Genomic DNA, 21810 nt, shown 5'->3' with positions numbered 1-21810 from the left:
CTCTGCCGACTCCACGCGTCCCCCTTCCCGACTTCTCGCGAGTCACTGCCGCATCGAAAATCTGTACCAATAATCTCATGGAAACTCACGAATAGCAACGCGTCTCAGCGACCAACACGAAATTATATACGAGCTATAGAGACATTTATCGTGAAGGCCCGAGATGTCGGAAAAGTAATCGGCGTCGCCGGAAGTACGTCGCCGGAAGTACGTCGCCGAAAGTACGAGGTCAGGCGTTCATCCGGCTCAACGAGGAAAACGAGGGAAGCGCGAAGATTACGAAACATGTGCCGCGAAGGCAGCAGCCGCCGCTGCTCGCGCACCACTCGTCAGGGGGCTTCTTCATCCTGATGGCCTGGGATGGCAGGCCGGCGGAGAGCAGTACCTCCGTGGAGCCCACAGGAGATTACGGCGAAATGATCCACCGTCTGCGACCGACCCGCGGGGCCGTGGACAGTGGTCCGGGTCACCTCGGAACGCCTCCGCACAGGTAGGTGGACCCCTCCAGCAGCTGCGGCGTCATTGTGATCCCGGTAAGACGCTCGGCCAGGAGGAACGACGGCCCTTCGTGGGGCTCGGAGTGCGGACACATGGGGGAGTCGATTCGCTCCATGGTCTCTGCGAGTTCGTCCGGCATCTCCTCTGAGTAGCCTTCCATATGCGGGAAAAGGCGCTGGAGCTTGCCGTCCTCAATCCAGTGGGAGTAACCCTCCTGGTACGCGAATTCGAACCGGATCTTTCCGTCCTCGATCCAATATAAGTAATCCATGCCCTTGACCTCGAGATAGAAGTGCGAGACCAGGCGGGTGCCCGCCGACAGCGACAGGATGACCTCTTCGGTGACGCCGAGCCCGCCGTTGACTTCGACGAGGAGTACCCAGTCTCCGACGGCGACGGCACCGAATGTCTGCAGCTCGTAAGAGCCGGAGTAGGAATATCGGATCAGCTCATCGAGCGTCATGCGAGAGCAGTCCTCGACTCGTACGCCGAGCCGGGTCACCACTTCCTCAGGCGTCAGGCCGCGGATGTAGGTGAAGCAGTAGGCATACGCCAGATCGGGGAAGCGCTCGGGGGAGAGCCAGGAGTAGTCGTAAGGATTAGCGTTCATCCCGTCATGCTTGCAGCAGCCACCGACATAATGAGCCCTGCTCATCCTGAGCCAAAGGCCTGCTTTCACAAGGCGCAGCGCGAGGATCCGCCTGCACGATTGTGGTCACTCGATGCGGGCGACGGCGCAGCCCGGTCGGCGCCTTCCAACACTTGGGCGGCCTTCACCGATGAGGCGGACACCCTACCGATCGAGAACCGTCGGCTGCCCCCGGAAGCCCGCCCGAGAAGCTGCCGCGGGGACCGCCAGAGAAATGGCCGGGAAAACGACCGGCGTGAGTGACTAGAGCGACTGTCGGGTCTCGGAGGCGATCCAGTCGAGATAGGCGGTGAGCCCGCCCTCGATCGGCAGTGCGACGATCTCGGGAGTCTCGTACGGATGCTCGGCGCGGATGTGCTCGGTCAGCCGGTCGACCGAATCACCTGTCGTCTTCAGCAGCAGCAGGAACTCCTCGGCGGTCTCGACCCGGCCCTCCCACCAGTACGTACTGACGATGGGACCGACGAGCTGGGCGCATGCCGCGAGCCGGGCCTCGACCACGGAACGGGCGAGCGAGGCGGCCCTGTCCCGATCGTCGATGGCGACCTGAACCTGCACGTAATCCCTCATCTGGTCCTCTCCAACTCTTGCACGCGTATCGACGTCGGCTCGCCAAGGTTCCCCGGTCAGGCGTTGGTGGCTCCGCCGGCGAAGAAATCGGCCAGCGCGGGGGCCAGTACGGCGTCGGGCACACCATGCCACTCCCCCTCGAGGATCACATGGCGGCCCCGGGGAAGTGCCGCCGCCACGTCCTCGGCCCACCCGTTCATCCTGTCGTCGCTGGACGCGCTGCCGGCGACCAGGGCCGGCACGGTCACGGACCGGAGAGTGGTGTGAGAGACGGCCGAGGTCATCCGAAGGTCGTAGGCGAGGGTGTGCGCGATGTCCGTCAGCATCGGAAAGAAGGGGTCCTGCCGCATGCCGGCGACCATCTCGGGTGGGACGCCGATGCTCGCATGGAAATGCTCGACCGCGTCGTCGCGGCGATCGGCGGCTACGAGCTCTTCGATCTCGGCGGCGAGGTCGTGCTCGGCTCCAAAGCCGCTTTCTCCTCGCTGCCGATGGAGGTCGATCGGCGGTTCGAGGAGTGAGAGCATCGAGATCGGCAGGCCGGCCGCCGCTCCGAGCAGGGCCAGCGCCGCACCGGAGGAGAACCCGTGGACGAACGCCGATCCACCGCCCGCCGCTATGACGGCCGCGAGGTCCTCCAGTTCCCGTTCCACGGCGTACGGCGCGGTATCGCCGCTCTCCCCCCGCCCACGCCTGTCGTAGATCGTGACGGTGAATCTGTCGGCCAGGTGACCGGCGAGGGATCGCATCGGTCCGAGCCGGCGAAAGCCGCTCGCTCCGTCGACCAGTACGAGCGCGGGCCCGCTTCCCAGCTGTTCGAAAGCGATCCGGGTGCCGTCGCCCGACGTCACAGTGGCCATCGTGCTCTCCTCTGTTCGGCCGCCTCCGACGCTACCCACCGCCACCGACATCCGGCGCCACCTCCGCCGGCAGGCCTTCCGCACCGCCGCCACGCGAGATGAGCCGTTACGCGAGATGAGCGTTACGCGAGATGAAGGGACAGGTAGCGACGGACCAGTCGCTTGCACTCGGCGATCAGCTCGGGGTCGCCCTCCGGATCGACGCGGAAGGCGAGCTTGAGCACGGCGTCGGCGGCCTCGACGGCGACCAGGAACGCCCGGCCCAGCGCTTCGCCCCTCGGCAGGCCGAGCAGCTCGACCGTGAGCGTGCGTATCCGATCCGCCACCACCGCGTTGTTCTCCAGCGCGGCGTCGAGCATCCGTTTGGTGCCCGGCAGCGCGGGACCTCCGGGTGCGGCCAGCACCTCGCCGAAGTCCACGACGCCGAATCCGGGGGTGGTCCGCTTCATCTGGACGAACTCGTCGATCGCGAGATCCACGACGTCGGTCCAGTCGGAGATCCGCTCGACGGCGAGCCGGTCAGCCAGGCGGTCGAGGAACGCGTCGAGGTTGCGCAGCGCGAGCGCGCGTACCAGCGCCTGCTTGTCGCTGAAGAACTGGTAGAACGTACCGATCGGCACCTCGGCCCGGCGGGCGACCTCCTTGGTCGTCAGGCCGTCGTAGCCGAGTTCGTCGAGCAGCCGCGCGCACTCGTCCAGCATCCGCTCGACGCGTTCCTGGCTGCGGCGCTGGGCGGGGCGACGCCGAAAGGTTCCTCCGGAGATCGTTCCCCCCGCTCCGATGGAGACTTCGCCCGAGACCTTCGTCATTGGGACATTGTCTCCCTACTTCCCGGCACAACGGTTAACATGACGTGTGCTCATGTTAACGGCCCACGTCGTCCATAGGAGGGCTCGGACATGTTCCTCTGGGGTACGGCCACCGCTTCCTACCAGATAGAGGGAGCCGTCGACGAGGACGGCCGCGGGCCGTCCATCTGGGACACCTTCTCCCACGAACCCGGCCGGACCCGGGACGGCCACACCGGCGACGTCGCCTGCGATCACTACCATCGCTGGCCGGAGGACGTGGCGCTCATGGCCGAGGCGGGGCTGAGCGCCTATCGGTTCTCCATCGCCTGGCCGCGAATCCTGCCATCCGGGCGGGGTACGGCCAATCCGGCGGGACTCGATTTCTACGACCGTCTCGTCGACGCCCTCTGTGAGAAGGGCATCACCCCGGTGCCGACGCTCTTCCACTGGGATCTCCCCCAGGCGCTGGAGGACGAGGGCGGCTGGCTCAATCGCGATATTTCCGGTTATTTCGCCGACTACGTAGCCGTCGTGGCCGAGCGTCTCTCCGACCGGGTCAGAACGTGGATCACGCTCAACGAGCCGTTCGTGCACATGGTGTACGGCTACGGCCTCGGCATGCACGCGCCCGGCAGGATGCTCTTCCTCGACGCGCTGCCGGTGGCCCACCACCAGTTGCTCGGGCACGGCCTGGCCGTACAGGCCCTTCGGGCGGGCGGCGCGGAACGCGTGATGATCAGCAACAACTGCACCCCCGTGTGGCCGGCCTCGGACTCGCCCGAGGACCTCGCCGCCGCAGACGCCTACGACACACTGCACAATCGGCTGTTCAACGACCCGATCCTCACCGGCGCCTATCCCGACCTCTCGGTGTACGGCCAGCCCGAGCTCGACTTCGTCCGTACGGGCGACCTGGAGATCATCGCCCAGCCGCTCGACGGTCTGGGGATCAACTACTACAACCCGACCCGGATCACCCGGCCCGGTGAGCCGGCACCGGGATCCGGCGGCCTGCCGTTCGAGTTCGCCGCCATCACCGATTATCCGACGACCGCGTTCGGCTGGCCGGTCGTCCCGGACGGGCTGCGCGAGCTGCTGGAGTCGCTCAAGGCGACGTACGGCCCGGCGCTTCCGCCGATCTACATCACCGAGAACGGCTGCTCTTACGACGGAATCGACGACCAGGAGCGGATCGCCTACCTGGACGGCCACATCGCGGCCGTACGCGCGGCCGAGGGCGTGGACGTCCGGGGCTACTTCGTCTGGTCACTGCTGGACAACTTCGAATGGGCGGAGGGCTATCACCAGCGTTTCGGCCTGGTGCATGTCGACTTCGAAACCCAGAAGCGCACGCCCAAGGCGTCCTATTACTGGCTGAAAGACCTGATCTCGAGCCAGAGCCCGGAGGCCCGGAGCACCGAGGCTCAGAGTGCGGAAAAGGCTCAGAGCACCGAGACGTGAACGTGGTCGTAGTGATTGGCGGTGATCCCGCCGCGGTCTGACATCATCCGCCAGCCGGCGCCGGTGCGCATGTCGTAGAACTTCTGCTGCCAGATGATGTACATGATCCCGTACTTCCGGGCATTGTCGATGCACCACTGCGCCAGGGCGTCGCCGCGCGCCTTGCCGACCGCGTCCGGCATGCGGCCGCCGCCGCTCATCATGAAGTCGCAGGCCCGCCCCTTGCCGTGGTCGCCCGCGTCGCCGCCGCGCAGGCAGCCGTAGCCGGACGGCATCGGGAACTCCCGCAGGATCGCGTCTCGTACGGTGATCATTCGCTGGGTGAGGCCGGTCGTGGGCCCCGGCTGCTGAAAGCCGTACCTGGCCAGCATCCGCTCGATCTCGCGCTGCCTCGACTTGAGCTCCCTGATGTGCTTCTGCAGCTTGTCGATCTCGGCGTCGGCCTCGCGCGCCGCCTTCTTCTGCTGGCTGAGCAGCGTCTTGACACTGTTCAGCCGCTCGGTCTTCGCCCGGGACAGGTAGGTCATCGTCGAAATGGAGGTCAGATCACCCGCGCCGCTGAAAATCGACGTCCCGTCATAGCCGCCGCCCATATAACTGGTCTGGGCCATCGCGGCCACCTCCCGCTGGGCGGCGCGCAGCCGCGCCTTGAGGGTCTTGACCTTCCTGGACGCCTTCTGAACGGCGATCTTCGCGTCGTCCAGGCTGATGATCTCTCCCCGGTACGCCTTGGCGACGGCCGCGGCCTCCCTGGTCAGGTTGCGGATCTTGGTCTGCTGGTCCGGCTCGGCTCCCGCCTCCGGAAACCCGATGAGCACGCCCAGGCTCGCGATTGCCATCACCGCCAACCCGACCCGGCGTCTCGACCGCACGCGACCCTCCACTCAGATCCGGACCGAAACTATAGGAGACGATCTTCACCTATGCGACCGGAACAGGAGAAACCCATCCATCAATGGCAACTTATCTCACACTTTTCCCGGGCTTGACGCGCACCTCATCAGCCGACTCGAAAACGACAGGATGCCTTCTCGTGTCCTGACCACTCCCGTCGGAGCGATCGCGACCGGGGAGACGTGAGTGGCTCCCGTCCTCGTGGTCCCGCTCATCCGGACGCCCTTGCGACGGTCGCGTGGAACGTGATTCGGTCGATGCGTGTGCGCGGGCAGGCGCGCCCATCAGGAGGCCCCGATCAGGAGGCACAGGACATGCTGCAGCACGACACACTTTTCATCGGGGGCGATTGGGTGGCCCCGGCGGGCACCGGAACGATCGAGGTCGTCTCCCCGCATACGGAAGAGGTGGTTGCCCGCGTGCCCGACGGCACGCCGGCGGACATGGACCGGGCGGTCGCCGCGGCCAGGGACGCGTTCGACAACGGGCCGTGGCCCCGGATGACCATGGCCGAGCGCGCCGCCGTGGTCGGCAGGCTGGCCGACATCTACGAGTCCCGCCAGGGCGAGATGGCCGAGACCATCACCCTGGAGATGGGCTGTCCGATCACGTTCTCCCAGCTCGCGCAGGCCCCGCAGCCGCTCGGCATGCTGCGCTACTTCGCGGAGCTCGGCCGGACCTTCCCGGTCGAGGAGGAACGTCCCGGCCTGTTCGGGCCGGTGATCGTACGGCGCGAGCCGGTCGGCGTGGTCGCGGCGATCGTGCCGTGGAACGTCCCGCAGTTCGTCATCATGGCCAAGCTCGCTCCGGCGCTCGTCGCGGGCTGCACCGTCGTGATCAAGCCGGCTCCCGAGACGCCGCTCGACTCCTATCTGCTCGCCGAGATGATCCGGGAAGCGGGGATCCCGGCCGGCGTCGTCAACATCGTCGCGGCCGGCCGCGAGACCGGCGAGCACCTGGTCGCCCACCCGGGCGTCGACAAGGTCGCGTTCACCGGCTCCACGGCGGCGGGCCGCCGCATCGCGGGGATCTGCGGAGAGCGGCTCAAGCGGTGCACGCTCGAACTGGGCGGCAAGTCGGCCGCCATCATCCTGGACGACTGCGATCTGCCGTCCGCCATGGGCTTCCTGTCCATGGCCTCGCTGCTCAACAACGGACAGGCGTGCGTCGCCCAGACCCGGATCCTCGCCTCACGGCAGCGGTACGACGAGGTGGTCCAGGCGATCGCCGACATGGTGGCGGGCCAGCAGGTCGGCGACCCCGGCGACCCCGCCACCGGCATCGGCCCGCTGGTGGCCGAGCGGCAGCGGGAGCGCGTCGAAGGCTACATCAGGGCCGGGATCGAGGAGGGCGCCAAGCCGGTCGTCGGTGGCCTCGACCGGCCGTTCGACCGGGGCTGGTACGTCGCGCCGACCGTGTTCGCCGACGCCACCAACGACATGCGCATCGCCAGAGAGGAGATCTTCGGCCCGGTCCTGACCGTGATCCCCTACCAGGACGAGGCCGACGCGATCCGGATCGCCAACGACAGCGACTACGGCCTGTCCGGCTCGGTGTGGACGGCCGACCCCGATCACGGCGTGGCGGTCGCCCGCCAGGTCCGCACCGGGACGTACGGAGTCAACATGATGAACACCATGGACCCGAACGCGCCCTTCGGGGGATTCAAGGCCAGCGGGATCGGCCGCGAGCTCGGCCCCGAGGGCCTGTCCGCCTACCTGGAGCACAAGTCCATCGCCCGCCTCGGCTGAGGCATCGCTCAGGTCGTGAACCTCCCGGTCCCGTACGGCGAGGCGGCGAGCCGTACGGGACCGGAGCCCCGCCCAGCGCGCCCCCGCGACGCTGGGCCCACACCGTTCGACCCACCTGAACGGTGTGCGCCGATCCCCATATCGGCGGTGCGAAACCCCTCATGGAGTTGCCCACATTCCTAATAGACGAGCCCTAACCGGAAATAGTTCGCGCGATCCACCCGGCAATCTTCCGGATCAGTTCGGGGGTGGCCGCCGCCTCGGCATGGCCGTACCCCGGCTCGATCCACAGCTCCCTGGGCTCCTTGGCGTTGTCGTAGAGCCGATAGGCGTGCTCGAGGGGGAAGAACGGGTCGGCGTCGCCGTGCACGACCAGCAGCGGCGTCGGGGAGATCAGCGACACGGCCTCGTACGGCGGAAGCGGGATGGGGTCCCAACCACCGGTGGCGATCCTCGTCCGCTTGACCGCTCGGGCCGCCAGCCGCCCATGCCAGTGCTCGATCGCCCAGTGGACCTGACGCATCGGCCTGGTGCCCCGGTAGTACCACCAACCCGGGCCGCTGACCGAGGCGACGGCGTCCACCCCGGGATGCAGCGCGGCCTGCCGTACGGCCACCGCGGCGCCCATCGAGAAGCCGACGGTGGCGACGCGCCGATAGCCGATCGAGCGGGCGTGCTTCACCGCCGCGTCGAGGTCGAGGACCTCGAGATCGCCGACGGTGGACCGGCCGGACGAACGGCCGTGCCCCCGGAAGTCGAACGCCACGACCCCGCCGAAGCGGGACAGGACGTGCGCGATGCGCCGGGTGGGACGTTCCCGCCAGGAGCCGGTGAACCCGTGCGCGACCACGATGCCGAGATCGAGTGAACCGTTCGGCGTGTGCGCAGCGTCGAGGCGCACGCCGTCCGCCGTGCGCAGCATCGCCCCGAAGGCAGGAGCCAGACCCATGGTCACGACCATATTCGCGCCCGAGCACCGCGTCGGAAGGCACCCGCCGGACTCCGGTCCCGCGCTTCCTGGTCCCGTCCTGCGCTTCCCGGTTCGGCGCATGCCGAGGGATCAACTAAAATCGGTAGGCCGTGCCTGTTTCCGCGGCCACAGCGCGTCTCGCCCGCAGTTGAGTTGAGACGCGGACGGACACCCCGACGAACCCAGAGTGAGACTCGACATGCCTTTGCAGAGCCGCGACGACCTTCGGAACATCGCGATCATCGCGCACGTCGACCACGGCAAGACCACGATGGTGGACGCCATGCTGTGGCAGTCCGGGGCGTTCCGCGCCAACCAGGACGTCGACGAGCGGGTGATGGACTCCGGCGACCTGGAACGCGAGAAGGGCATCACCATTCTCGCCAAGAACACGGCCGTCAGGCACGGCGGGATGACGCTGAACATCATCGACACCCCGGGTCACGCCGACTTCGGCGGCGAGGTCGAGCGCGGCCTCTCCATGGTCGACGGCGTCGTCCTGCTGGTCGACGCATCCGAGGGTCCGCTGCCGCAGACCCGGTTCGTGCTGCGCAAGGCCCTGGCCGCCAAGCTGCCGGTGATCCTGTGCATCAACAAGGTGGACCGGCCGGACGCCAGGATCGCCGAGGTCGTCGACGAGGTGTACGAGCTGTTCCTCGACCTCGACGCGACCGAGGACCAGATCGACTTCCCGATCGTCTACGCCTCCGCCAAGGCCGGGCGTGCCTCGCTGAACCGGCCGCAGGACGGCGGAATGCCGGACTCCCCGGATCTGGAGCCGCTGTTCGAGACGATCGCGACGACCATCCCGGCGCCCGTCTACGATCCGACCGCGCCGCTGCAGGCGCACGTCACCAACCTGGACGCCTCCAGCTACCTCGGCCGGATCGCGCTCTGCCGCGTCCGCCAGGGCACGATCAAGAAGGGCCAGCAGGTGGCCTGGTGCCGTACGGACGGCACGGTCCAGCGGGTGAAGATCTCCGAGCTGCTCATGACCGAGGCGCTGGAGCGCAAGCCGGCGACGGAGGCCGGGCCCGGCGACATCATCGCCATCGCGGGCATCCCGGAGATCATGATCGGTGAGACGCTCGCCGACCCCGACGACCCCCGCCCGCTGCCGCTGATCACCGTGGACGAGCCGGCGATCTCCATGACCATCGGGACCAACACCAGCCCGCTCGTCGGGAAGGCGAAGGGTTCGAAGGTCACCGCGCGCCTCGTCAAGGACCGCCTCGACAAGGAACTCGTCGGCAACGTGTCGCTGCGCGTGCTGTCGACCGGCAGCCCCGACGCATGGGAGGTCCAGGGCCGCGGCGAGCTGGCCCTGGCCATCCTCGTCGAGCAGATGCGGCGGGAGGGCTACGAGCTGACCGTCGGCAAGCCGCGGGTCGTCACCAAGACGATCGACGGAAAGGTGCACGAGCCGGTCGAGCGGCTCACCGTCGACTGCCCGGAGGACTACCTGGGCGCGGTGACCCAGCTCCTCGCGCAGCGCAAGGGCCGCATGGAGCACATGACCAACCACGGCACCGGCTGGATCCGGATGGAGTTCCTGGTCCCGGCCCGCGGTCTGATCGGTTTCCGTACGGAGTTCCTCACCGAGACCCGGGGCACCGGCCTGGTGCACCACGTGTTCGAGGGTTATGAGCCGTGGTTCGGCGAGCTGCGCACCCGCAACAACGGCTCGCTGGTGGCCGACCGGTCCGGGCAGGTGACCGCGTTCGCGATGCTGAACCTGCAGGAGCGCGGCACGCTGTTCGTCTCCCCGGGCACGGAGGTCTACGAGGGCATGATCATCGGTGAGAACTCGCGCTCCGACGACATGGACGTGAACATCACCAAGGAGAAGAAGCTCACGAACATGCGCTCGTCCACGGCTGAGGAGACGGAGAAGCTGGTCCCGCCGCGCGTCCTGTCGCTGGAGCAGGCGCTGGAGTTCATCCGCGACGACGAGTGCGTGGAGATCACTCCGGAGACCGTGCGCATCCGCAAGGCCGTGCTCGACTCGGCCAGCCGGGGCCGGGCCGCGGCCCGCGCCAAGCGCGCGGGCGGCTGAGCGGGGCGAGCCCCGAGGGCTCCTTCTCGTACGGCAAGGCCGGGGCAAACGGCCTCCCATGATCGGCGTTTCCCGGTCCCGGGGTGGCGCGGCCGGTGCTCTCCTGTGCGCAGAGAGAACGCATCCGGAGGAGCCTTTCATGCTCGGTAAGACCCATATCACCTCGGCCGTCAGCGCCCTCCTCGTCACCGGTGCCCTCGGTATCACGGGCACGATCGGTGTCGCCGGCGCCGGAGCGGGTGCCGCGAACGCGGCGGCAGGGGCCGTACCGGCCGCCGATGCGGCGAGCCGTGGGCCCGACTCGGCGGTCGCCCTGATCAAGGATGTGCACGGAAAGGTGCTCGGCACCTTCCAGATCGAGCGCTACGACCGCAAGAAGCTGTGGGTAACGGTCAACGCCCGGGGGCTGACCCCGGGGTTCCACGGCATGCACATTCACACGACCGGAGTGTGCGACCCCGAGTCCGTCGACGAGGCCACCGGGACGCCGTTCGCCAGCGCGGGCGGGCACCTCGACGTCGGTCACAAGAAGCACGACTCCATGGCGGGTGACCTCCCCTCGCTGCTGGCCACCGCGGACGGCACGGCGATGGCGTCCTTCGTCACGGACCGGTTCAAGCTGAACCAGCTCGCCGACAAGGACGGCAGCTCGGTCGTCATCCACGAGTTGCCCGACAACCACGCGCACATCCCCGACCGGTACAGCCACCCGAAGGACTCCACCGGCACCACCGGGCCGGACGCCACCACGCTCAAGACCGGCGACGCGGGCCGCCGCATCGGCTGCGGCGTGTTCGACTACGCCTGAGCCCATCTGCGTGACCCCGCCGTTTCTGACTCCCTCAGCGCCTCGGGTACGGCACAGCCAACCGGTCAAGCCGTACTGAAGGCGATCGGCCATCACAGGTGCACCGGCTGTCCGCCGACGTGGACGCCCAAGGGCCGGGTCACGAGGTCGAACGTGCTTTCACCGGTGGTGATCATCCAGCCCGGTGAGATGCCGCATGACCATCAGCTCAAAAGAGCAAAAGTCGAGTGACGTCAATAACGCGCCTAAACTGAATCCTTACTCGTCGACGTCGATGCGGAAAAGTCTCACTGATCCACGGGAAACGTATAGTGTTCTCCATATCTCTGAACGAAGCGCCATGCCTCCGAACTCTGAGAACTCATCGCAAACAGCTCCACGACCAGCCCCCCCTCGAGCTCCAGCCGTACGTCGCCGATCGATGACACGTTCACCTTGCGAACTTTCGGACGAGAGGTAGAAAAGAAATCGTCGATGCCCTCCGCCCGTGTGTCGTAAACCGAGCGTTCATCGTCTTCCGCGAAGCCACGCATGGCATCTTTCGCCAGCCACTTCACATCTTCCGACCCGACCAGGACTCGCCCCTCCAGTAGCAGACGAAATGGGCAATTAATGTGCAGGGCGAAGGCACTACCCGATCTGGTGCCCAGACCGTTAACCGGATCGCCGAATTCCACGATACCCATGTCGAGAGCGCGACCCATGCCGGTAGCCGGCTGATCCACAAGCACGGTCAGCCGAGCCTGCGCAACCTCAGCGTTAAATGTCACAAGCATCTCCACCGACTCGATTGCCAAAGAACCCGAACCCGCATACAACTATTCAGAAAAGCCATATTCAAGGAAATAATCAGAACTCTTCTCATTTACTTCGACGGGAAATACTTGCAGCAGATGAGAGAGGGCACTCCGACCCAGCGGAAATACGTCGTATTTCAGATTTGGATGATCACCTACCAGGGACTTTACAAGTTCGTCGTCGACCACTGCGGATAGAGAGAAGTCCGCCTTCAAGCCGCTCCCCTCCTTCTCGAACTCAAGTAGATGCCACGTCATCTTTCACATGTCCTCGACGAATCTGCACCCATAACTCTTCCTTCACTATCGCCTGGCGGCAGGCTGCGTGTCCTCCACGCACTTGGCCGCCGACGTGAGGCCGGGCACCGGCCACCCCTCCACACTGCGCTCGGGCTCCGCCGCCGCGGCCGCGGCCGCGGACCCAGCAACAGTCACCGGCCCATCGGAAACCCTCACTTCCGCCACGAACACCGTCAAGGTAAGCCCGGGGAAGGTCAGGAGCCGGAGGCGGCCTCCTTGACCTGCAGGCCCCTGCCGAAGTCGGATGGCCGAGGTACTCCTCAGCAACACAGGGGCCGTCTCACTGCGCAAGTGCGCTGCCAGAGTGGCCTTTCCAAGGAACTCAGGGCGGTCTTCGCCCAGATGGGAGCCGGTCCGCTGCGGGACCGAGGTGTGGTGCTGATCCAGCTCGCGGTGGCGATCGCGCTCGGCGCGACATCGCCGCCGGCCTGAACGTCTGGCCCCCGCTGCTCGGCCTGTACGACGACGCCGAGCCGGTCGAGGCCGAGCCGCAGACGATGCGGTACCGCCTGTGGCACCTGCCCACCCGGCTCGTCTTTTTTGTCGATCGACATAAGATGCCATCTTTCCCCCCTTTGTATATAATTCGCACATCCATCGCCAGTCCGAGTTGGCGTTATGGACGAGGGCATTAGCACCCTTATCCCCACACCGACGCTACATATCAGTCATTATCCAAGGTCGACATGTCAAGGCCAGGTATGGCGGCGAGTTCAGCGAGTGCTCGGCGTGCCATTCTTCGAACATTGACCCAAACAGCATGATTACGTAGGGCGTCACTCGTCCATATCATCGCATTCTCAGCGCCACTGACATCGTCCAATAGACGATCTATCTGAAAGATTTGCGCCTTTAGGGATGGAGCCACAAGGTTTGCCTCAGTGGCGGCCCATAGGGTACTTATCGACCACTCTAGATCGAGAGCTAGCTCGTCTACTGGGAGCTGCCTATCCTCTAGCCGAGCAATTTGTTCGGCCGCCGGCCAAGCCAGTCGGTGGAGGGATGCAGCGATTCTCCTCAACGAGTCAATCGGATCAACTGAAACATCATTCATAAGCGTCACCAATCGAGAAGTTAGAGGTAACCATTCTGGTTCAATCTTCTCGTCTTGCGGGATTGGGTCATGACCGTGGCGTACCGCCGCGGCGGGCCCGTGCACAGACGCGCGGAGGTCAGGTCAGACAGTTGGGGCGTCGGGATCAGGCGCCATATAGCACGCATAGCGGGCATTTTGGAGTCAAACGGAAGAACATGCACATAACCCGCTCGTGCAAGTCTCTTTCGACACGGGCGACACATACCTGTTCTGGCGCATCTGCTCCGCGGCTGCAGAGGCGTCGCAGAAACGGCATATATCGCCATCTTTGAGGGTCAAACGCCCACTGAGAGGGCGTTTGATCCCTGATTTCCGTCGGATTCGGGTCAGATTCCTCGCCAGGTGTGGGTGGATTCGCCGGTGAGGGAAAATGGCACTCACACTTCCCCGAAGCCGGTCAGACCAGGTCGGCGGTCTTGATCTCACTCAGGCCCAGTGGCTCGAAAATCGGAACCAGCTTACGGAGGTACCAGCCCATATCACAGAATCTCGAATTCCCAGGGAGGCTGATCTTATTGATGGAAACAACAAAAGAGATCAGCAGCCGATCGGGATGGAAAATTACGTCACCACCGTGCGGGAAATCGTCAAGGAAGGCCACTATTCCAAGAGTCGCATCACGCCAACGTGCCTCACCCATACTATTTATCACGTCGGCTAGCCGGGAATCAGGAACCTCCTGCCAGTCATACATGCCATCCTCGTCGAGGAGATGTGAGACCACCCCGTTCCGTGAGAACGAGACCCCATGTGCCAACATGGCCTCGAGAGCCACGGGAACCCGGACCGGCCGGTCGAATACGAAATCGATGTCGACGGACCTGCTCACCGAAACCTCTCGATTCCGGCGGAAGCGATCGTCATGGTATAGTTCGCCACGATATACCCTTCTCGGCCAGCCAGTTGGTGACTTCTTTGGGTATGGCATTTTGCGAGATAATAGTGTAACCCACGCCATGTTTCCTGGCAAGCTGGAGCTTCTGACCCTCATTTGTGAAGAATTTCGATCTCATCTTGGAGTTTTTCATCATCTTTTCCCAGAAGTCTCCAGACTTGGTCTCGTACCATGTGCCGAGTCCAGTTTCTTGATCAATGAACGCTCCATCAAACTTGCGGCCCATCTCCTTGAAGTTACGGATACCACCGAGTTTTTTCTGTAAGTATGCCTCGTACGCATCACCGGCCACCTGGGCAGCCCTGCCAGCGCTCTTCTGAGCAAGCGACAGTCCTCGTTCCGCTTGCTCGAGCCGGTTTCCGGCATCCAGCCAGCCTCTGAATTTCTCGTATGCTCGGCCGATCGCGTTGGCCCGTTTCTTGCCTACTTCGTAGGCCTTCTTCCATTTCCACGGCAGGCCGTACTTGGCAGCGATTTTGCCGGCGAGCCCTCCGGCCACGGAAGCCAGGACGTTGAGGGCGGTGCTACCGCACGCTCCGAGATCACCCTTGGTAAAGCATTTAAGGGCATCCGTGATCCCGAGTTCATCCGCAGCGATCTTAGCGATCTCTTTGAGAGCCGCTAGGAATTGATTCCAGTAACCATCGGCCTCACCCCGAGGATCGTTGTAACGCTTCTCGGCACATTTGACCTTGCCCAGCTTCTTGTCACAGTCGTCCCGGGACATTTTGTTCGGACACTGCCGGGTGCCGACAGGCGATCGGGTCAGGAGCCGGGGGCGGCCTCCTTGGCCTGCAGGCCCCTGTCGACCGGCGGACGGCCGAGGTACTCCTTGCCCGGGACGAGCGCGCCGAGCAACTCCGAGACCGTCACGTAGGTGAAGCCCTTGCGGTCGAGCGTGTCCAGCAGGTGCGGCAGCGCCTGCACGGTGGTCGGGTGGATGTCGTGCATCAGCACGATGTCGCCCGGCTTGGCCTCTCCGCATCGCTTGGCCACGACCCCGGCGTTGCGGTCACGCCAGTCGAGCGTGTCGACGGCCCACAGGATCTGCGCCAGCCCCTCCTGCCTGGTCGCCGCCGCCACCTGATGGTTGGTCGCGCCGTACGGCGGGCGCATGACGTGCATCCGTACGCCGGTGACCTGGCGCACGATGTCCTGCGTACGGCTCAGCTCACGTCTGAGCGCCTCGGGCGACAGGCCGGCGAGCGAGGGGTGATCCCAGGAGTGGTTGCCCAGCTCGTGGCCCTCCGAGACCATCCGGCGGACGAATTCACGGGTGCCGTCAGTGATCATCTGGCCGAGCATGAAGAACGTGGCGCGGGCGCGGTGTGCGGCCAGCGTGTCGAGCACCCTGTCGGTCTGCTCCCCCGGCCCGTCGTCGAAGGTGAGCGCCACGCACTTGAGCCTCTCGCAGTCGACCCGGCGGGGAGGCGGGGCGACCGGCAGGCGGGGGCCGGGCCAGTGTGGCTGGGCCCCGGCCAGTCGCATCCGCAGCACTCCCGTGTCGAAGTGCGCCCGGGTGCCGAAGCGCTGCGAGACCGGTGCGCGCATGGGAACGATACGCGGGGCGGCTCCGTCGTCCCTGGTACGTTCCGCGCCTCGGCCGCATCCGGCGAGCTGGCCGCACCCGGCGAGCAGCAGCAACGACAGCAGAACCGGCCCGACCCGCATGAGACCCCCCTTCTCCCGCTCGGCGTTTCGACGCGGAGCGGGCGGGGGTGCGGACGCCTGGGATCCTAGGGATACTCCTCGGCCGAATCCCCCCGCAGAACCTTGGCCAGCTCCTCCCACCAGGGCGGCACGTCCGACTTCAGCTCGGCGTATCGGCGGGCCACCCGGATGGCGCATCCACCGGGATCCGTACCCGGATGGCGGCGTTTCACGGATCCCTCCCGCCAAAGGTAAAACCCGTCGCGGCAGCTCACGACCAGGCCGATCCACACCGAGAGCGTCACGCCGTCACCGATCTCGTACGCCTCGTGGACACCGAGTGCGGCGAGCTCCGCGTGGAGCTTCCCGATGGCGGCGTCCGACTCGCTCACCGTCACGCATCCCCCTGCCCGTGCGATCCACCCCAAAAGGTATGTACCCAACGTTGAACCGAAGCAGATGACTCCGATCAGTGATATTGAGACCGCATAGCGTAATCGTGCGGGTGAACCGGCGAGTCATCAAGCGGAGTTCGTACGGACCACGTCACGCTTCCGGGCACCACCCCCACCCCAGGGCGTTCCCGCAGGAAAACGATCAGCCATTACACTTCGTCGCACCGTCAATGACCGTTTTGTGGGGGTTGTTCGTGACAGTGGTGGCGCTCGCTACCGCGAGTGCGGTGATCTTCGGTACCGCCGACTTCTTCGGCGGTCTGGCCACCAGACGCTCGCGGGTGCTGGCCGTCGTCGTGCTGTCGCAGCTCGGAGGGCTGGCGCTGATCGTGGCGCTGATCCCCTTCCTGTCCGGCTCGCCGAGCACACCGGCACTGCTGTGGGGGGCCGCCGCCGGTGTGATCGGCGGCGCGGCCATCGTGCTGTTCTACCGGGCGCTGGCAGCGGGGATGATGTCGGTGGTGGCGCCGACCACCGCGGCCGCCTCGATGGCGCTGCCGGTGGTCTTCGGCCTGGTCGCCGGTGATCGGCCTCCCGTGGCCGCGCTCGTCGGCATCGCGCTCGGCCTGTTCGCCGTCGTGCTCGTCAGCCGGGAGCCGAACGGCCGGGCCTCGACTTTCAAGATCGGCCCGGTGCTGGCCGCGCTCGCCGCCGGTGCGGGCTTCGGCGCCTTCTTCGTCCTGATCAAAATCGCGCCGGCCGACGCGGGCGGCTGGCCGCTTCTCGCGGCGAGGACGGCGTCGGTGACGCTGGTCGCGCTGGTGGCGCTCGCCGCGCGCAGGAGCCTGCGGCCGATGCCGGGCAGCCTGCCCGTGACGATCGCCGCCGGGGTCCTCGACATGGCGGCGAACGTGCTCTATCTCCTCGCCGTCCAGCGCGGCATGCTCAGCCTGGTCGCGGTGCTCGCCTCGCTCTACCCGGCGAGCACGCTGCTGCTGGCGCGGTACGTGCTCGGCGAGCGGCTGAGCCCGGTGCAGATCACCGGAGTCGGCTTCGCACTGGGCTCGATCGCGCTCATCGCCGCCGGCTGAGCGGCACGAGGCCGGCTCAGGCGGCGAGATCGGAGGCGGGGGCGGGCGGCGGGCAGGGGCGGAACGGGAGGGTCAGGCCGCGCAGGGTTCCGGAAGGCGTACGACGCCCTCCTCCCGGGCGTAGCCCTCCAGCATGCCGCGCAGCTGACGCCTGCCGCGGTGCAGCCGGGACATGACCGTGCCGATAGGGGTGCCCATGCGGGCCGCGATCTCCTTGTAGGCGAAGCCCTCGACGTCCGCCAGGTAGACCGCCACCCGGAACTCCTCGGGCAGCGCGCGCAGGGCGTCCATCACGACGGTGTCGGGCAGCTGGTCGAGGGCCTCGACCTCGGCGGACCGCAGGCCGGTCGACGTGTGGGACTCGGCCGCGGCGAGCTGCCAGTCCTCGATCTCCTCGGCGGCCGAGAGCTTGGGCGACCGCTGCTTCTTGCGGTAGTCGTTGATGAAGTTGTTCGTCAGGATCCGGTGCAGCCAGGCCTTGAGATTGGTGCCCTCACGGAACTGGTGATAGGACGTGTACGCCTTGGCCACGGTCTCCTGGACCAGGTCCTCCGCATCGGCGGGATTCCGGGTGAGTCGCATGGCCGACGCGTAGAGCTGGCCGGTCACCGGCACGACCTCGCGCTCGAACCATGCCTGTCGCTGCTCGTCCGTCAACATCATCATCCCCCCTACAGGACTTCTCCCCCGCTACCCGTCCGGCAGGATCCCATGCGAGCATGTACGTCCATTACCTGGGTCATGCCGACGGCACGCCCTCACGACATCGTCGCGAGTGAACCGTAAGCAGAGCGTTAATCGTGATCCCTGATGATTCGGAATGCCGGCGGCATTGACACACCGCGGTCAGGTCACGCAATAACCGGACAAGTCTCATTATCATAACACCAACGACTCAATCCGGAGTAAAGTGTGGCAGACGTCACGCCAGTAAAGTGACCGCCATGGAATACGTGGACCGGCATGATCCAGTGACCCGCGCCTGGGTGATCGAGGCCATCCAGGCCGTGGAGGCCGACGCCAACCGTAGTTGCGACACCCACCTGCATGTCTTCCCGCTCCCTGCGCACTGGGGGATCGACCTCTACTTGAAAGACGAGTCGGTCCACCCGACCGGTTCACTCAAGCACCGACTCGCCCGATCCCTCTTCCTGTACGGCCTGGCCAACGGCTGGATCGGTCCGCAAACGACGATCATCGAGGCGTCCAGCGGCTCCACGGCGGTCAGCGAGGCCTACTTCGCCCGACTGCTCGGCCTGCCGTTCATCGCGGTGATCCCGGCGACCACGTCCCCGGAGAAGCGGGAGATCATCGAGTTCTACGGGGGAAAGTGCCATCTCGTGGCCGACCCCGGCGCGATCTACGCGGAGTCGCACCGCCTGGCCGCCGAGACCGGCGGACACTACATGGACCAGTTCACCTACGCCGAGCGAGCCACCGACTGGCGGGGCAACAACAACATCGCCGAGAGCATCTTCGAGCAGATGACCCTCGAACGGCATCCGGAGCCGGCGTGGATAGTGGTGAGCGCCGGCACCGGCGGCACCTCCGCGACGATCGGCCGCTACATCCGCTACCGCCGCCACCAGACCCGGCTGTGCGTGGCCGACCCCGAGGGATCGGCGTTCTATCCGTCCTGGATCTCCGGCGGCGAACAGCCCGGAGACGGCTCCCGGATCGAGGGCATCGGGCGGCCGCGGGTGGAGCCGTCGTTCCTGCCCACGGTCATCGACCGGATGACCCGGGTGCCCGACGCGCTGTCGATCGCCGCCATGCACTGGGTCAGGGAGGTCACCCGCCGCGACGTCGGCGGCTCGACCGGCACGAACATCGCGGCGGCCGTACAGATCATCAAGGAGATGCGGGAGAAGGGCGAGCACGGCAGCGTGGTCACGCTGATCTGCGACGGCGGCGAGCGCTACCGGGACACCTACGGCGACCCTCGGTGGCTCGCCGAGGCGGGCATCGACATCGACCCCCACCTCGCCGTCCTCCGGGAGTTCCTCACGTCCTGAGACGTCATCGCGTGGTCGCCCGCCCCCCCTCCCCCTCATCGAGCGCGCGCCGTACGTCCACGTCGTCCGGGGCCAGTTCCAGCGCCCGGAGCAGGTCGTCCCTGGCCTCCTCCCGCCTGCCCAGGGCCCGCAGCGCGATCCCCCGGTTGAACAACGCGGTGAGCAGCATGGCGCACGGCGGCGTGGCGTCCTCACCCAGCTCCACCGCATGGGTCAGGTCGGCCACGGCGCCTTCGGGATCTCCGCTCTCGAAGGCGAGTGCGCCCCGGGTGACCCAGGCCGCCGTGAGCCGGGGGTCTCGGTCCAACGCCGCGTCGAGCGCCCTGCGCGCCTCGGCGTGTCTGCCCTCCGCCGCCTCGACCTGCCCCAGCACGCACAGCAGGTGGGCGTTGCCCGGGTCCAGCCCCAGGCCTCGCTCCGCGTCGGTCCGGGCTTCGCCGTACCGCCCGGCGGCCGCCAGCAGGCCGGCCCGGTTGACGTAGGCGACCGCGAACTCGGGGTCGAGCTCCAGCGCGTGGTCCAGGTCGGCCAGCGCCCCCTCGTGGTCTCCGGCGGCGAACCGGATCTCCGCGCGGTTGTAGTACGGCTCGGGGAAGGGCGGGCTCAGCCGCATCGCGGCCTCGTAGTCGGCGAGGGCCTCGTCGTGCCTGCCCAGACGGAAGAGCAGGTTGCCGCGGTCGAGGTAGTAGTCGGGATATTCCGGATCGGCCTCGATCGCCGCCGTCAGGTCGGGCAGCGCCTCCTCCGGGCGGCCGAGCATCGCGGTCAGCTGGGCTCGGTTGGCCAGCAGGACCAGCCGGTGGATCGGATGCTCGCCGGGTGCCAGATCGCGGTCGGCCAGCTCGATGGCCTCCTGGACGAGCCGGTACGCCTCCGTGAGCCGGCCGCGGCGGCTCTCCACCAGGGCCTTGCCGTTCAGATCGAAGCCCAGGTGGAACGCGCGCAGCCGCCGGTCGGGCAGCAGCGAGGTGAGCGCCACCGCCTCGTTGATCCAGGCCAGCGCCTCGTCGGTGTCCCGCCGGCCGAGATCATGGTGACGTACCAGCAGCATCGCCGTGGCGTAGGCCGCCGTGGCACGCTCCACGGGGTCGGCGATCTCCCTGCGGGCCAGGTCGAACAGCGCCCGGGCCGCCTCCTCCCGCTCGGTGGCCCCCAGCGCGGATGCCGTGCTGTGCAGGATGCGCCACCACGCCTCGGGGTCGGACTCCCGCTCGATGACGCGCAGAGCCCGCTCGCCCAGCTCGGCCGCCGCGTGGTGGAAGCCCTCGGCCAGGCAGTGCTCCACCGCGAAAGCGAACGCGTCGATCAACTCCCGCGGGTCTCCCCCGTGTTCCCGGTGACAGCGCTCCAGGTGGTAGGGGATCGCCCCCAGCCGGGGCGCCACCCGCCCGGTCGCGGTCAGCGCGTCGGAACGTTCCCGGTGCCGCCGTGCCCGCTCCCCGGGGGACATCCGCTCGTACGGCTCACGCACGGCGGGCGCGTCGCAGCTGCCGTCCAGCTCAACGTAGTCCTGGCCGGGCACGGCAGGCGGTCCGTCCTGTTCACGGGGTCGCAGCGGCTCGGCGTAACGTTCCAGCGCGGCGGCCAGATCGGACTCGGGCTCGGCCGCGCAGACCACGAGCGTGAGCAGGGCGGGGTCCAGGCGGCGCAGCAGGACGATGAGGAACTCGCGGTCGGTGTGGTCGGCCTCGTCGGCCTGCTCCACGACGAGCGCGCGCGGCCCGGCCGATCCACGATCACGCAGGTGGTCGCGGAGGAACTCGGCCAGCCCGTTGGCGATCCGCAGGGTGCGGCGCGGCGCGGGAACCAGGATGCGCTGCGGCCGGGGCAGGCCGGCGGCGATCGACCGCCGCCTGGCGGGGACCAGATGGCACAGATCGGGCGCGGCGGAGCGGATCTCGATGTCGTGCGCGGCCACCAGATCGGGACGGCGCTCCAGTGCGCCGGGCACCAGCGCGTTCAGTACGGCACCGGCCGCGGTGTACGGCCCGCACCGCCGCCGGTGGGCGTCGACCAGCAGGTGCTCCCCTGGCACGGCCTCTCCGGTCAGGCGTGGCCCTCTGATCCACAGATGGCGTACCAGCTCTCTTCCTCCCAGCTCCCGCGACCGGCCTCGTGTGAGGCTCCGATGAGCCCCGAATGAGAACGAAGCCGGTGCCCCGGACGGGTTCCGATCCTGCCGGGCGCCGGCTTCGTCGCGGGTCAACTGCAATGTCGCGGGCTCGCCGCGGCGGAGAGCTTGACCGTTCCAGGCTTGTGGACG

The 21810-nt window shown here is 66.9% G+C and carries 22 protein-coding genes; 7 read left to right on the top strand and 15 right to left on the bottom strand.

Features of this window, described 5'->3' with window-relative positions:
* Nucleotides 1-466: 466 nt before the first annotated feature.
* The 4 genes from AP234_RS11175 to AP234_RS11160 form a co-directional block, all read right to left on the bottom strand.
* Nucleotides 467-1108 carry a DUF6461 domain-containing protein gene (locus tag AP234_RS11175; RefSeq protein WP_055479520.1) on the bottom strand — a complete coding sequence of 214 codons (642 nt, stop codon included), beginning with the start codon at nt 1106-1108 and terminating at the stop codon, nt 467-469.
* A 282-nt stretch (nt 1109-1390) separates the two neighbouring features.
* Nucleotides 1391-1717 (bottom strand): divalent-cation tolerance protein CutA, encoded by a 327-nt coding sequence (gene cutA, locus AP234_RS11170; protein WP_055479519.1) that lies wholly within the window; start codon nt 1715-1717, stop codon nt 1391-1393.
* Between the two features lie 56 nt (nt 1718-1773).
* Entirely contained in the window at nt 1774-2577 is an 804-nt protein-coding gene (locus AP234_RS11165) for an alpha/beta fold hydrolase (protein ID WP_055479518.1), read from the bottom strand.
* Between the two features lie 122 nt (nt 2578-2699).
* A complete protein-coding gene (locus AP234_RS11160; protein WP_083501996.1) occupies nt 2700-3386 on the bottom strand; it encodes a TetR family transcriptional regulator in 687 nt (228 codons plus the stop codon).
* A gap of 90 nt (nt 3387-3476) precedes the next feature.
* Here AP234_RS11160 and AP234_RS11155 point away from each other — a divergent pair, with 90 nt between their 5' ends.
* A complete protein-coding gene (locus tag AP234_RS11155; RefSeq protein ID WP_055479517.1) occupies nt 3477-4829 on the top strand; it encodes a GH1 family beta-glucosidase in 1353 nt (450 codons plus the stop codon).
* Here the strand turns inward: AP234_RS11155 and AP234_RS11150 are convergent.
* The gene (locus AP234_RS11150; RefSeq protein WP_055479711.1) at nt 4811-5668 is read right to left on the bottom strand and encodes a coiled-coil domain-containing protein; all 858 of its coding nucleotides are present in this window, start codon (nt 5666-5668) and stop codon (nt 4811-4813) included. The genes AP234_RS11155 and AP234_RS11150 overlap by 19 nt on opposite strands.
* Nucleotides 5669-6037: 369 nt before the next feature.
* Between AP234_RS11150 and AP234_RS11145 the strand changes: the two genes are divergently transcribed.
* Complete coding sequence (locus tag AP234_RS11145) at nt 6038-7474, top strand: aldehyde dehydrogenase (RefSeq protein ID WP_055479516.1); 1437 nt, start codon at nt 6038-6040, stop codon at nt 7472-7474.
* A gap of 193 nt (nt 7475-7667) precedes the next feature.
* On the opposite strand, the gene AP234_RS11140 is transcribed toward AP234_RS11145, so the two are convergent.
* Nucleotides 7668-8423, bottom strand: coding sequence for an alpha/beta fold hydrolase (locus AP234_RS11140; protein WP_083502025.1), 756 nt, complete (start codon nt 8421-8423; stop codon nt 7668-7670).
* Between the two features lie 220 nt (nt 8424-8643).
* Here AP234_RS11140 and typA point away from each other — a divergent pair, with 220 nt between their 5' ends.
* Both typA and AP234_RS11130 read left to right on the top strand, forming a co-directional pair.
* Complete coding sequence (typA, locus tag AP234_RS11135; RefSeq protein WP_055479515.1) at nt 8644-10500, top strand: translational GTPase TypA; 1857 nt, start codon at nt 8644-8646, stop codon at nt 10498-10500.
* A gap of 139 nt (nt 10501-10639) precedes the next feature.
* Nucleotides 10640-11308, top strand: a complete 669-nt coding sequence (locus tag AP234_RS11130; RefSeq protein WP_055479514.1) for a superoxide dismutase family protein — start codon at nt 10640-10642, stop codon at nt 11306-11308.
* A 287-nt stretch (nt 11309-11595) separates the two neighbouring features.
* On the opposite strand, the gene AP234_RS11125 is transcribed toward AP234_RS11130, so the two are convergent.
* The 3 genes from AP234_RS11125 to AP234_RS39165 all read right to left on the bottom strand — a co-directional run bounded on the left by AP234_RS11125 (nt 11596) and on the right by AP234_RS39165 (nt 12540).
* On the bottom strand, nt 11596-12090 hold the full coding sequence (locus AP234_RS11125) for a hypothetical protein (protein ID WP_152990357.1): 495 nt from the start codon (nt 12088-12090) through the stop codon (nt 11596-11598).
* Nucleotides 12091-12126: 36 nt separating this feature from the next.
* Nucleotides 12127-12321 (bottom strand): hypothetical protein, encoded by a 195-nt coding sequence (locus tag AP234_RS37165; RefSeq protein WP_160330413.1) that lies wholly within the window; start codon nt 12319-12321, stop codon nt 12127-12129.
* An 87-nt stretch (nt 12322-12408) separates the two neighbouring features.
* A complete protein-coding gene (locus tag AP234_RS39165) occupies nt 12409-12540 on the bottom strand; it encodes a hypothetical protein (RefSeq protein ID WP_268778043.1) in 132 nt (43 codons plus the stop codon).
* A 156-nt stretch (nt 12541-12696) separates the two neighbouring features.
* On the opposite strand from AP234_RS39165, the gene AP234_RS37160 reads away from it, so the two are divergent.
* On the top strand, nt 12697-12837 hold the full coding sequence (locus AP234_RS37160; protein WP_160330412.1) for a hypothetical protein: 141 nt from the start codon (nt 12697-12699) through the stop codon (nt 12835-12837).
* 1061 nt (nt 12838-13898) lie between these two features.
* Here the strand turns inward: AP234_RS37160 and AP234_RS36115 are convergent.
* From AP234_RS36115 to AP234_RS11110, 4 genes are all read right to left on the bottom strand, one after another.
* On the bottom strand, nt 13899-14330 hold the full coding sequence (locus tag AP234_RS36115; protein WP_062415291.1) for a hypothetical protein: 432 nt from the start codon (nt 14328-14330) through the stop codon (nt 13899-13901).
* A 31-nt stretch (nt 14331-14361) separates the two neighbouring features.
* Entirely contained in the window at nt 14362-15123 is a 762-nt protein-coding gene (locus AP234_RS36110) for a hypothetical protein (protein WP_152990356.1), read from the bottom strand.
* Nucleotides 15124-15161: 38 nt separating this feature from the next.
* Complete coding sequence (locus tag AP234_RS11115) at nt 15162-16067, bottom strand: polysaccharide deacetylase family protein (RefSeq protein WP_055479511.1); 906 nt, start codon at nt 16065-16067, stop codon at nt 15162-15164.
* A 65-nt stretch (nt 16068-16132) separates the two neighbouring features.
* Nucleotides 16133-16438: a hypothetical protein gene (locus AP234_RS11110; RefSeq protein WP_055479709.1), complete on the bottom strand. Its 306-nt coding sequence runs from the start codon at nt 16436-16438 to the stop codon at nt 16133-16135.
* A gap of 290 nt (nt 16439-16728) precedes the next feature.
* Between AP234_RS11110 and AP234_RS11105 the strand changes: the two genes are divergently transcribed.
* Entirely contained in the window at nt 16729-17532 is an 804-nt protein-coding gene (locus AP234_RS11105; protein ID WP_235558108.1) for an EamA family transporter, read from the top strand.
* 72 nt (nt 17533-17604) lie between these two features.
* Here the strand turns inward: AP234_RS11105 and AP234_RS11100 are convergent, their stop codons facing one another.
* Nucleotides 17605-18198, bottom strand: a complete 594-nt coding sequence (locus AP234_RS11100; protein ID WP_055479510.1) for a sigma-70 family RNA polymerase sigma factor — start codon at nt 18196-18198, stop codon at nt 17605-17607.
* Between the two features lie 278 nt (nt 18199-18476).
* Between AP234_RS11100 and AP234_RS11095 the strand changes: the two genes are divergently transcribed.
* Nucleotides 18477-19547, top strand: a complete 1071-nt coding sequence (locus AP234_RS11095; protein ID WP_055479707.1) for a PLP-dependent cysteine synthase family protein — start codon at nt 18477-18479, stop codon at nt 19545-19547.
* Nucleotides 19548-19551: 4 nt separating this feature from the next.
* On the opposite strand, the gene AP234_RS11090 is transcribed toward AP234_RS11095, so the two are convergent.
* The gene (locus AP234_RS11090; protein ID WP_235558107.1) at nt 19552-21582 is read right to left on the bottom strand and encodes a tetratricopeptide repeat protein; all 2031 of its coding nucleotides are present in this window, start codon (nt 21580-21582) and stop codon (nt 19552-19554) included.
* Nucleotides 21583-21810 lie beyond the last annotated feature (228 nt).

This window comes from Sphaerimonospora mesophila, assembly GCF_001417795.1.
Lineage (GTDB): Bacteria > Actinomycetota > Actinomycetes > Streptosporangiales > Streptosporangiaceae > Sphaerimonospora > Sphaerimonospora mesophila.
This window is presented reverse-complemented; position numbering and strand designations above follow the sequence as displayed.